The organism is Tsukamurella sp. 8F (assembly GCF_029167375.1).
Classification (GTDB): Bacteria; Actinomycetota; Actinomycetes; order Mycobacteriales; family Mycobacteriaceae; genus Tsukamurella.
Map to the genome: position 1 here is coordinate 14,328 of NZ_JARFTP010000012.1, position 11,671 is coordinate 25,998.

Annotated in this window: 11 protein-coding genes; 5 read left to right on the forward strand and 6 right to left on the reverse strand. The window is 70.6% G+C overall.

Going from position 1 to position 11,671, the window contains the following annotated elements:
• The 4 genes from P0W64_RS11225 to P0W64_RS11240 all read right to left on the reverse strand — a co-directional run bounded on the left by P0W64_RS11225 (window position 1) and on the right by P0W64_RS11240 (window position 4,555).
• Window positions 1-843 carry a GntR family transcriptional regulator gene (locus P0W64_RS11225; protein WP_275480187.1) on the reverse strand — a complete coding sequence of 281 codons (843 nt, stop codon included), beginning with the start codon at window positions 841-843 and terminating at the stop codon, window positions 1-3.
• A gap of 107 nt (window positions 844-950) precedes the next feature.
• Window positions 951-1,706, reverse strand: coding sequence for a GntR family transcriptional regulator (locus P0W64_RS11230; RefSeq protein WP_275480188.1), 756 nt, complete (start codon window positions 1,704-1,706; stop codon window positions 951-953).
• A 216-nt stretch (window positions 1,707-1,922) separates the two neighbouring features.
• Window positions 1,923-3,704, reverse strand: a complete 1,782-nt coding sequence (locus P0W64_RS11235; protein ID WP_275480189.1) for a phospho-sugar mutase — start codon at window positions 3,702-3,704, stop codon at window positions 1,923-1,925.
• Window positions 3,701-4,555, reverse strand: a complete 855-nt coding sequence (locus P0W64_RS11240) for a purine-nucleoside phosphorylase (RefSeq protein WP_275480190.1) — start codon at window positions 4,553-4,555, stop codon at window positions 3,701-3,703. The genes P0W64_RS11235 and P0W64_RS11240 overlap by 4 nt, the downstream gene beginning before the upstream one ends.
• Before the next feature lie 41 nt (window positions 4,556-4,596).
• On the opposite strand from P0W64_RS11240, the gene P0W64_RS11245 reads away from it, so the two are divergent.
• Genes P0W64_RS11245 through P0W64_RS11255 form a run of 3 tightly spaced genes read left to right on the forward strand, consistent with a single transcriptional unit; the run spans window position 4,597 to window position 7,644 of the window.
• A complete protein-coding gene (locus tag P0W64_RS11245) occupies window positions 4,597-5,307 on the forward strand; it encodes an enoyl-CoA hydratase/isomerase family protein (protein WP_275480191.1) in 711 nt (236 codons plus the stop codon).
• A 1-nt stretch (window position 5,308) separates the two neighbouring features.
• On the forward strand, window positions 5,309-6,475 hold the full coding sequence (locus P0W64_RS11250) for an amidohydrolase (RefSeq protein ID WP_275480192.1): 1,167 nt from the start codon (window positions 5,309-5,311) through the stop codon (window positions 6,473-6,475).
• A gap of 5 nt (window positions 6,476-6,480) precedes the next feature.
• A complete protein-coding gene (locus tag P0W64_RS11255; protein ID WP_275480312.1) occupies window positions 6,481-7,644 on the forward strand; it encodes an amidohydrolase in 1,164 nt (387 codons plus the stop codon).
• 17 nt (window positions 7,645-7,661) lie between these two features.
• Here the strand turns inward: P0W64_RS11255 and P0W64_RS11260 are convergent, their stop codons facing one another.
• Window positions 7,662-8,147 carry a gamma-glutamylcyclotransferase gene (locus P0W64_RS11260; RefSeq protein ID WP_275480193.1) on the reverse strand — a complete coding sequence of 162 codons (486 nt, stop codon included), beginning with the start codon at window positions 8,145-8,147 and terminating at the stop codon, window positions 7,662-7,664.
• A gap of 85 nt (window positions 8,148-8,232) precedes the next feature.
• Between P0W64_RS11260 and P0W64_RS11265 the strand changes: the two genes are divergently transcribed.
• The gene (locus tag P0W64_RS11265) at window positions 8,233-9,636 is read left to right on the forward strand and encodes an NAD(P)H-quinone dehydrogenase (protein WP_275480194.1); all 1,404 of its coding nucleotides are present in this window, start codon (window positions 8,233-8,235) and stop codon (window positions 9,634-9,636) included.
• A 49-nt stretch (window positions 9,637-9,685) separates the two neighbouring features.
• Window positions 9,686-10,129, forward strand: a complete 444-nt coding sequence (locus P0W64_RS11270) for a nucleoside deaminase (protein WP_275480195.1) — start codon at window positions 9,686-9,688, stop codon at window positions 10,127-10,129.
• 7 nt (window positions 10,130-10,136) lie between these two features.
• Here the strand turns inward: P0W64_RS11270 and glpK are convergent, their stop codons facing one another.
• Window positions 10,137-11,651 (reverse strand): glycerol kinase GlpK, encoded by a 1,515-nt coding sequence (gene glpK, locus P0W64_RS11275; RefSeq protein ID WP_275480196.1) that lies wholly within the window; start codon window positions 11,649-11,651, stop codon window positions 10,137-10,139.
• Between the last annotated feature and the right edge of the window lie 20 nt (window positions 11,652-11,671).

Sequence of the window (11,671 nt, forward strand, 5' to 3'; positions counted from 1 at the left end):
TCACCTCGACCGATCGCCGCGCGGATCGCGGGAGGCACGGGAGGACACAGCGATCCGGTCGCCGCGATTGCGGAGCAGCGCGTAGTCGAACGGGACACCGGCGGGATCGAGGATCAGTTGCTCGACGCCGAGTACCGGCTGCCCCGCGGCGATTCCGAGGGTGTCGGCCAGGACGTCGTCGGCAGGGAGGCTCTCGATCCGCAGGTCGGTTCCGCCGACTCGTAGGCCGGCGTCCGCCAGCAGCGTCCACCAGTCGCTCCGGAACGGGGTGCGCGCCACGGCCTCCGCCTCCGGGAAGCGGATGTAGTTCGTGTAGATGCCGATGGCGGAGCCGTGGAGACGACCGATGTACTCGAGCAGCAGGCAGTCGTCGCCCGTGTCCGCGCGTAGCCGGGCGGCCACGAGCCGGGGCATGGGGATGCGTTCGCAGGCGACCACCTGATTCGTGATACCCCGATCCGAGAGCCCCTCCGCGCCATGGAGTTCGGTGATTCGGTAGGCGAATCGCTCGGCCACCGCGAACGTTCCGGTTCCCGGGATGCGTTCGATGACGCCTTCGTTCCGCAGCAGCGCCAGTGCCTCCCGGACCACCGAGCGCGAGACGTGATGCGTCCCCATGAGCTCGGGTTCCGGCGGGATTCCACCGTCGCCCGTGCGGCCGGCCAGTATGTCGCTGCGCAACACGTCCCGGAGCCAGCGCGCGTGATCGTGCGAGGAACCGCGAGAAGAGCCGGCCGCCCGCTGCGACGAGGTGGGCTCCTGCCTGCGTGCCGGGGTGGCCGTGCGCCGGGGGACGCGGGCGCCGCACGGTGGGCGCCGGTGTCGCTGATCTGCAACGTTCATGTCCCCATGGTGCGAGGCCGTTGTTACCGCCGGCATCTGCGGAGTAACGCGATGGTTTCGCCGTCGATCGCCGGTGAAACTGCAGGTCAGGGCTTCGGCTGCGTCCGCTACGCCGGATCCGGCTCCAGTTCCGCCGGTGCACGCCGATAGCTGGAGGTATTCGCGAGGCGGTGCCCCGGGTTGCGGATGAACGCCACGTCGAACACCGCGCCCTCGGCGGTGCGGATGACCTGCTCACCCAGCAACACCGGCTCGCCCTCCGCGACACCCAGCAGCCGCGCGTCGTGGGTGTCCGCCTGCGAGGCCTCGAACAGGAAGGTCGACTCGCCGATATCGATGCCGGCGGACCGCAGCATCCGATACCAGTCGACGCCGAACATGTCGCGGCGCAACAGGCCCGCCTGGGGGTAGCGCGTGTAATTGGTCGCCAGGCCCAGCGGCGCCTCGTTCAGCATGGCGACGTAGTCCACCCGCAGGACGGTGTCACCAGGCTCCACGCCGAGGCGATGGGCGATCCCGGCGTCGGCGGAGGCATCCGCCCAGTCCAGGATCCGGGTGCGCATGGCTCCGTCGAATATGCCGGTGGGAGCCGGATCGGACACACCGTGCGATTCCTGCAGGGAGACTGTGACCTGGCGGTGCGTAGCAATGGTGCCGATGCCGCGCAGCCGCACCACCAGGCCTTCCTGCTGCAATCGGGTGAGTACGTCGCGGACCGCCGCGCGCGAGACCTGGAACTCGGCGCGCAGCTCCTCCTCGGTCGGCAGACGCCCGTCGGGGAAGCCGTCGGTGACGATCTGCGTGCGCAGCGCGTCGTGCACGCGGCGTGATACGAACGAGCGGGGCTGAGGCGGGTCGGCCATGCATTCAGCATTCAGCATCGTGCGAGATCCGCAAGCGGGAGCGCCCGGTCGGCTGGACCGGCAGCCGCCGCTCGGGGTGCTGCCGCGCCCCACCTGTCGGGGAGCCGCGGTGTCAGAGGCCGGTGGGCCGGAACAGCGGGGCCCGGTCCAGCACGGGGTGTGGTTCGGCTAGTGGCGACCGTTCCGCAACGCCGTGACGGGGCACGACATCCGATGTCACCACGCCCGCACCGCCTCGGTCACGGAGTCCAGGCGTTTCTGCGCGGAACTCCTTGCCTCTGAGACGGAGCCGTGCTCGACCACCTCGAGGTAGAACTTGGCCTTGGGCTCGGTGCCCGACGGGCGGACGGTGATTCGCACACCGTCGCCGGTGAACACCAGGGCGTCTGCGGCGGGCCGAGCCGTGAGCAGATCCGCGACGGCGAGCGGGACACCGGCCGCCGACGGCGGCGGGTCGGCCCGCAGCCGGGCCATCAGGCTCGCGATCTGAGCCACGTCGGTGACGCGCCGCGACACCTGGGCGGTGAGATGCACGCCGTGCCGGGCGTAGAGATCGTCCAGCGCATCGAACACGGTGCGTCCCTGGGACTTCAATGCCGCCGCGTATGCCGCTGCGACGACCGCCGCGGAGATGCCGTCCTTGTCCCGCACCGCGTCCGGATCCACCGCGAGGCCCAGCGCCTCTTCGTACGCGAACACGAGCCCATCACCCGCGCGCATCAGGTTCTTGAAGCCGGTGAGCGTTCGCGCACACCGCGCGCCGCGCCCGGCCGCGATTGCGCCCAGCAGCTCGGAGCTCACGATCGTGGTGGCCACCAGTGGATCCCGCGCGTCGGAGGATGCCAGCACGTGATCCCCTAGGAGCGCGCCCGCTTGATCGCCGGTGAGCATGCTCCACCCGCCCAGGTCGCGGGTATCGCTCGCCCGCCAGGTCGTGCGGGCGCCGATGGCACACCGATCGGCATCGGGGTCGAGTGCGATGGCGATGTCGGCGTCCACCCGCTCCGCAAGCGCCAGCAGCAGGTCCGTCGCGCCGGGTTCCTCCGGGTTGGGGAACGATACCGTCGGGAAGGCACCGTCGGGTGCGAACTGCTCGTCCACGAGGTGTACATCGGTGAAACCGCTGCGCTGCAACGCCTCGACGGCGGGGGCGCCGCCGACGCCGTGCATAGGCGTCAGTGCGATCCGTAGGTCGCGCGGCCCGTCCCCGGCCCGCGACGCTGCGCGATCCAGATACAGGTCCGCCAGCGCGAGTGCTCGTTCATCCGACACCACGGGAGTCCGCGAGATCGCGGAAGCCGGGGGCGCAGAGGCGATCAGCGCCTCGATCTCGCGGTCCGCCGGCGCGGTCAGCTGCGGCCCACCCGACACGTACACCTTGTATCCGTTGTCGGCAGGTGGGTTGTGCGAGGCCGTGATCTGGATACCCGCGGCGGCGTCGAAATGCCGTGTCGCGAACGCGACGTACGGCGTCGGTGCCGGATCCGGCAGGGCTATCACCGAGAAACCCTGCGCTGCCAAGACCTCGGTGGCCGCCGCGAAGAACTCCTCCGAACCGTGCCGCGCATCCCGGCCGACCACCACTGCCGAACCACCCAGGCATCTTGCCGAGAGCCACGAACCGACCGCCCAGGTCGCCCGCGTCACTGTCGCCACGTTCATCCCGGCGGGTCCGCCGCGGACCGGGCCACGCAGGCCGGCTGTACCGAAAGTCAGTGGGGTGGAGAATCTCTCGACGATATCATCGGCGGACAGAGCGGCTACCTCGGCGCGCGTAACAGGGTCCGGGTCACCATCGATCCAGGCGCGCACGTCCTCCGCGGCGACGTTCGTTCCGCTCCCGGCGCCGGTTACGTTCGGCCCGCTCGCTCCGCTCCCGGCGCCGGTGACGTTCGGCCCGCTCGCTCCGCTCCCGGCGCCGGTGACGTTCGGCCCGCTCGCTCCGCTCCCGGCGCCGGTGACGTTCGGCCCGCTCGCTCCGCTCCCGGCGCCGGTCATGACGATCCCGCCACCACATCGGCGAGCAGACCGCCCATGCGCTCGGCCGCAGCGCGGCCTGCGGCGAGCACCTCCTCATGGTCCAGTGGCTCGCCCGTGATCCCGGCCGCAAGGTTCGTCACCAGCGAGACCCCAAGTACCGCAGCTCCTTCCGCGCGGGCGGCGATCGTCTCATGGACCGTCGACATGCCGACCAGGTCCGCGCCGAGCGTCCGTAGCATGCGGATCTCCGCGGGCGTCTCGTAGTGCGGGCCAGGCAGGCCTGCGTACACGCCCTCGGCGAGCGACGGGTCCACGTGTCGCGCTGCCTCGCGCAGGGCGGGGGAGTAGGCGTCGACGAGATCGACGAACTGCGCGCCGCGTAGCGGCGACCGCGCCGTGAGGTTGAGATGATCCGAGATGAGCACGGGCTGGCCCACCGACATGTCGTCCCGTAGACCGCCCGCGGCGTTCGTGAGGATCACCGTCCTCGCCCCGGCCGCGCACGCGGTCCGGACCGGGTGCACCACGCGGGACAGGTCGTGCCCCTCGTAGGCGTGGGTGCGGCCCAGCAGCACCAGCACGCGCGAGTCGCCGACGTGTGCCACGTAGGCGACTCCGCGGTGCCCCGCCGCGGTGGGCGGAGCGAACGACGGCAGCTCCGCCATAGGCACCGTCGCCGCCAGGCGACCCCGCGCGAGCAGCGCGTCCGCCGCGGGCGCCCAGCCGGAACCGAGGACGACGGCCACGTCGACCGCGTCGCCGTCGAATCCCTGACCCGCGGCCCGCGTCAGTAGCGCGTCCGCCGCCTCCGCCGCGGCCGCCGCGGGGTCCTCGAGTCCGGTGTCCCGCGCCGTCCGATCGTCGACCATGGTGCCCGATGCTATATCGCGTAACCGTTATGGTTGTCGCCATGCCCTATCTCGTGCGCGACGACGACGTCTTCATCCTCTACCTCGGCGATGAGGGCGTGGAGTTGTCCGCGACCAACCCCGAGAACCGCTTCACACCGGAGTGGATCGACGCCGTCGAGGCGCAGCTCGACGAGGTGGAGGCGCAGGCCGCGCGCACGCCCGGCGCCCTCGTCGTGACGGCGACGGGCAAGTTCTTCAGCAACGGCCTCGACGTGGGCCACATCGCGGCGCACCTCGACGAGCTGCCGCAGTACCTCGACACCGTGCACAGGCTCTACAGCCGCCTGCTGACCATGCCGATGACCACTATCGCCGCCGTGAACGGCCACGCGTTCGGAGCCGGCGCGATGCTGGCCCTGTCCTGCGACGCGGCCGTGATGCGCTCCGACCGCGGCTTCTGGTGCCTGCCGGAGCTTGGTCTGAAGATGAGCTTCACCGTCGGTATGGCGTCGCTGCTGCGCACGCGGATGCCCTACCAGACCGCGGTCGAGGCGATGACCACCGCGCGCCGCTACGGCGGCCCCGACGCGCAGGACGCGGGCATCGTGGCGGCGGTCGCCGAGGCCGGGGAACTGCTGCACGCCGCCGTCACTCAGGCCCGCGGGAACGCCGGTGCCGACGGCCCGACGCTGCGCAAGATCAAGACCGCGCTGCACGCGCCGCTGCTCGCCGACCTCGCGACGCCGCCCGCGCCGATGTCCTTCGGCTGACATGGCCGGTCCCCTGGCGGGGGTCGTGGCCGAGCACGAGGCCGATCTGCTGGCGCTGAGCCACGACCTACACGCACACCCGGAACTCGCGTTCGCCGAACACCGTTCGGCGGCGCTCGTCGCCGACGCTCTGGCTGCCGGCGGTTTCGAGGTGACCCGAGGCATCGTGGGCCTCGACACGGCGTTCGTCGCGACCGCCGGATCCGGAGACATGCGTGTCGGGGTGTTCGCCGAGTACGACGCCCTGCCCGGGATCGGGCACGCGTGCGGCCACAATGTCATCGCGGCGGCCGCCGTGGGGGCGGGGCTCGCTCTCGCGTCCGTCGCCGACGAGCTGGGGATAACCGTCGAGGTGTACGGCACGCCCGCCGAGGAGAGCGGCGGCGGCAAGGTGCTGATGCTCCAGCGCGGCGCGTTCGACGGCCTCGCCTGTGCGGGCATGGTGCACCCGGGGCCATTCGACGTGGCGGGCGCGCGATCGTTCGCCCTTGCGGACCTGGCGGTCGAGTACATGGGCCGGCGGTCGCACGCATCGGCCGCACCGCATCTCGGGCGCAACGCGGGCGATGCTGTGACCATCGCACAGGTCGCGATCGGGTTGTTGCGGCAGCATCTCGAGCCCGGACAGCAGCTGCACGGCATCGTGTCCAGCGGCGGCGAGGCGCCGAACATCGTCCCCGGCGCGGCCGAGCTGCTCTACTACCTGCGCGCCGACAGCGCAGACTCGGTTACGCGCCTGCGGGAGCGCGCGGAGGCCTGCTTCGCGGCCGGAGCCGTCGCGACGGGGTGCACACACCGCGTGCACGAGGTCTCCCCGCTCTACACCGAACTCGTGCCCGACCCGTGGCTGACGGATGCGTACCGCGCCGCCGTGGTCTCGCTGGGCCGGGAACCCGTCCCGGCTGCCGACGAGGTGCGGCATCCCGTCGGCAGCACCGACATGGGGAACGTGTCGCACGCGATCCCGTCGATCCACCCCCTGATCGGGTTGGAGGCCGGCGGCGCGGTGACCCACCAGCCCGAGTTCGCCGACGCGGCCGCGGGGCCGTCCGCCGACCTCGCTGTGACCGACGGTGCGCTCGCCCTGGCCACCGCGTTCGCGGCGGCGGCCTCCGACCCCGACCAGCGGCGGCGGCTGATCGATCGAGGAAACGGAGGAGAGGCGTGAAGTACATCGCGCACGTCGACGACTGGCTGACGCGAAAGGGAGAGTGGCTCCGCGAGTTCCGGCGCGACGTCCACGCCCACCCAGAGCTTTCGTGGCAGGAGCGGCGCACCACGGAGCTGGTGTTCGAGGCGCTCACTGCGGCCGGCCTGCATCCTCGTCGCCTCTCGACGACCGGGCTCGTGTGCGACCTCGGACCGTCCGAAGGCCCGCGGATCGCGCTGCGCGCCGATATGGACGCCCTGCCGATCCACGAGGACACGGGGCTGCCGTTCGCGTCGACCTCCGCGGGCGTCTCGCATGCGTGCGGCCACGACCTGCATACCTCGATCCTGCTCGGCACCGGCCTCGCGCTGGCCACGGTGCCCGAGCTGCCGATCGGCGTGCGACTCGTGTTCCAGCCCGCAGAGGAGGTCATGCCCGGCGGCGCGTTGTCGGCCGTGCGCGATGGCGTGCTCGACGGGGTCTCGAAGATCTTCGCGCTGCATTGTGATCCGCGGATCGAGGTGGGAAAGGTCGGCGTCCGTAGCGGGCCGATCACGTCTGCCGCCGATCACCTGGAGGTCGTGCTGCACTCGGCCGGCGGCCACACGTCGCGCCCGCACCTGACGTCGGACCTCATCTACGGGCTCGGGACCGTCATCGTCGGGCTGCCCGGTGTGCTGTCGAGGCGGATCGACCCGCGGTCCGGCACCGTGATGGTGTGGGGCGCCGCGAACGGCGGCTCCGCGCCCAATGCGATACCCCAGATCGGGCGGCTGAACGGTACCGTCCGTACCGGCGAGCACCATGTGTGGGAGATCCTCGAGCCCCTGGTCCGCGAGGCGGTCGACGGCATGCTCGGCCCATTGCGACTGAAGTACGAGGTCAACTACACGCGCGGGGTGCCGCCGGTGATCAACGACGAGGCCGCCACGGCCACGATCGCCGCCGCGGCCCGGGCGTTCGACCCGGAAGGCGTCACCGACACCCCGCAGTCCGGCGGTGGCGAGGACTTCTCGTGGTACCTGGAGGATGTGCCCGGAGCGATGGCCAGGCTCGGCGTCTGGCCCGGCGAGGGGCCGCAGCACGACATCCACCAACCCGATTTCATCGCGGACGAGCGCGCGCTGGAGACCGGTGTGCGGATCCTCTACGGCATCGTCTTCGAGAGCGGTTCGGAACTCGGCTGAACGGGATCCGGCCCGCGCTAGTCCGCCGAGGCGCCGGGCCCGGGGCCGACGTTGCGGGACTCGCGCGTCCGCAGCGCCAGGACGTAGTCGTCGGGTGCGCCGGCGATCTCCGCGGCGTCGGCCATCACGCCCAGGTAGCGCGCCGAGGGTAGGCCGCCCTCGAACGCGTCGAGCACATACAGCCACGCGAGGGTCGAACCGCCGCCCACGAGGTCGACCCGCGCCTTCACCTTGACGTGGATCCCGAGTTCGGAGCCCTCCCAGCGGTCGAGGGACCGCTCGTCCTCGTTGGTGACGTCGTAGAGCACCACGAAGACCTTGGCCTCCGGGTCGTCGAGGTCCTCGGTGACGGTGGCCAGCGCGCCCTCCCAGCCGATGTCGCCGCCGCCGAAGGTCAGCCGCCACCCACGCAACCACCCGGTACCGGACATGGGAGAGTGGGGTGCGCGCTCCGCCATCTGGTCGGGATGCATGTTGGATCCATAAGCGGCGTAAATCGGCACACCCGAGACTGTAGCCGCCCGCGCCGCGCGGCGTGGCAACCCTTACCGCGGCCCCGGGCGCCGCGACGCGTTACCGTTTCAAACCATGACCAACATCGTGATCATGGGCGGCGGACCGGCGGGATACGAGGCGGCCCTGGTGGCGGTGGCGCACGGTGGGGACGTCACCGTCGTGGAGGCCGACGGTATCGGCGGCGCGTGCGTTCTGTACGACTGCGTACCGTCCAAGACCTTCATCGCGTCGACCGGGATCCGGACCGAGACGCGCCGGGCCGTCGACCTGGGGATCGACCTACAGTTCGACACGGTCCGGATCGACGTCGCCCAGATCCACGGCCGCGTCAAGAACCTCGCGGCCGCGCAGTCTGCGGACATCCGTTCCCGGCTGGTCGAGGAGGGTGTCCGCATCCTCACCGGCACAGCGTCGCTTGCCGCGGCCGACGCGGGCATGGCGCAGCACAAGGTACACGTCACCACGCCGACCGGCGGAGAGATCACTCTCGACGCCGACGTCGTGCTGGTCGCGACGGGCGCGTCCCCGCGGGTGATGGACACCGCCCGGCCCGACGGGGAGCGCATCTTGACGTGGCGCCAGCTGTACGACCTCGAGGAGTTGCCCACGCACCTCGTCGTGGTGGGTTCGGGCGTCACGGGCGCCGAGTTCGTCCACGCCTACACCGAGTTGGGCATCAAGGTCACCCTCGTGAGCTCGCGCGATCGCGTCCTGCCCGGTGAGGACGAGGATGCAGCGCTCGTGCTCGAGGACGCCCTCGTCGACCGCGGCGTCACGCTGATGAAGAAGTCGTACGCCGCTGCCGTGGACCGCACCGACGACGGCGTCGTCGTCACCCTGACAGACGGCCGTACCGTCACCGGCTCGCACTGTCTCATGACGGTCGGCTCGGTGCCCAACACGTCCGGGATCGGGCTCGAGGAGGTCGGGCTGGAGGTCGACGGACGCGGCTACATCCCCGTGGACCGCGTATCCCGTACCAAGGTGCCCGGCATCTACGCGGCCGGCGACTGCACCGGGGTGCTGCCGCTCGCTTCGGTGGCCGCCATGCAAGGTCGCATCGCGATGTATCACGCTCTGGGCGAAGGGGTCTCGCCCATCAAGCTGAAGACGGTGTCATCGGCCATCTTCACGCGTCCGGAGATCGCCACCGTCGGCGTGTCGCAGGTGGCGATCGACAACGGCGTTTTCCAGGCGCGCACCGTCATGCTGCCGCTCGCCACCAATCCGCGCGCCAAGATGAGCGGCAACAAGCGCGGTTTCGTGAAGGTCTTCTGCCGTCCCAATACCGGCGTCGTCATCGGCGGTGTCGTGGTGGCGCCCAACGCATCCGAGCTGATCCTGCCGATCGCGCTCGCGGTGCAGAACGCGATCACCGTGGACGACGTGGCGCAGACGCTGTCGGTCTACCCCTCCCTCTCGGGCTCCGTCACCGAGGCCGCCCGCCAGCTGATGCGCCAGGACGACCTGGCCTGAGCCCGCGCGGAGCGCTGCGCGGCTGCGGGTGCGGGCGTAAGGTCTGCGCATGAAGGTGGAACTGATGCTCGAGGTCGCGTTGAACGAGGCTCGCGTCGGCTTCGGTGAGGGCGGCATTCCGGTTGGTGCAGCGCTCTTCGCTGCCGACGGAACGGCGCTGGGACGCGGCCACAACAGGCAGGTGCAGGAGGACGATCCGTCCGTGCACGCGTGTACGGACGCGTTCCGCAGAGCCGGTCGGCAGCACGACTATCCGTCCATGACCATGGTGTCCACACTCAGCCCGTGCTGGTACTGCGCGGGCCTGATCCGGCAGTACGGGATCGGTCACGTCGTGGTGGGGGAGACTCGCACGTACGCCGGTGTGCACGAATGGCTTTCGGATGCCGGGGTGCAGGTCACGCTGTTCAACGACGAGCGTTGCGCCGACCTCATGACCCGATTCATCGCGAATCGACCCGACGAGTGGAAGCTGGCCCGGGGCTCGCTGTGACGGCGCATCAGGCCCAGTCGAGCGTGCGCTCCACGGCGCGGTTCCAATCCGCGTAGAGACGCTCTCGGTCTTCGGAAGTCATGGCGGGCAGCCACCGTCGGTCCTCTGCCCAGCCCGAACGGATCTCGTCGAGGGTCCAGAATCGCGTTGCGTAGCCCGCCGCGTACGCCGCGCCCAGGGCCGTCGTCTCGATGATGCGCGGACGGACGACCGGTACCCCCAGGACGTCCGCCTGGAACTGCATGAGGGTGTCGTTGACGACCATCCCGCCGTCCACGCGCAGCTCGGACAGCGGGATGCCGCTGTCGGCGTTCATCGCCTCGATCACTTCGCGTGACTGGAATGCGGTGGCCTCCAGTGATGCTCGCGCGATGTGCCGCTTGTCCGCGAACCTCGTGAGCCCGACCACGACCCCGCGCGCGTCGGGACGCCAGCGCGGTGCGAACAGCCCCGAGAACGCCGGGACCACGTACACGCCGCCGTTGTCGGGCACGTCGCGCGCGAGCGTCTCCACCTCCGGCGCCGACGAGATGATGCCCAAGTTGTCCCGCAGCCACTGCACGAGTGAACCGCTCACCGCCACAGAGCCTTCGAGCGCGTACACCGTGGGCCCGTCGCCCAGCCGGTAGCAGACCGTGGTGAGCAGTCCGTGCTCAGAGAACACCGGCCGCTCGCCCGTGTTGACGAGGAGGAAGTTGCCGGTGCCGTAGGTGTTCTTGGCCGCTCCCTCGTCCAGCGCCGCCTGCCCGAACATCGCCGCCTGCTGGTCCCCGAGGATGCCCGCGATCGGTACGCCCGCCAGCACCCCGGTGGCGCGCACGTCGCCGTAGACCTCGGCGCTGGAACGGATCTCGGGCAGCATCGCCATCGGTACGCCCATCGCCGCGCACGTCTCGGCGTCCCACGCGCCGTCGGACAGCCGCATGAGCATTGTGCGCGAGGCGTTCGTGATGTCCGTGACGTGCATGGGGCGGCCCGGGCCGCCGTCGTCGGTGAGATTCCACATGAGCCACGAGTCGATGGTCCCTGCACACAGCTCACCCGCCTCCGCGCGCTCCCGCGCCCCGGGGACGTTGTCGAGGATCCACCGGATCTTCGGGCCCGCGAAGTACGTCGAAAGCGGCAACCCGCACGACGAGCGGAACCGGTCCGGGTCGCCGTCCGCGAGGCTCGTGCACAGGTCCGCCGTGCGCGTGTCCTGCCAGACGATCGCGTTGTGGATCGGCTCGCCGGTGGCCCGATCCCACACGACCACTGTCTCGCGTTGGTTGGTGATGCCCAGGGCCGCGATATCGGATGGACGCAGGTCCGCAGTGGCGAGGGCGTCCGCCGTGACCTTGCGGGTGTTGAGCCATATCTGCGTGGCGTCGTGCTCCACCCACCCGTTCCGTGGGAGTATCTGGTCGTGTTCGCGTTGCTCGGAGGCGACGATCCCCGCGTTCCGGTCGAAGATGATGCATCGGGTGGAGCTCGTACCTTGATCGATCGCCGCGACGTACTGCGGGCCGGAACCTGTAACCACGAGTCGATAGTGACACGGTG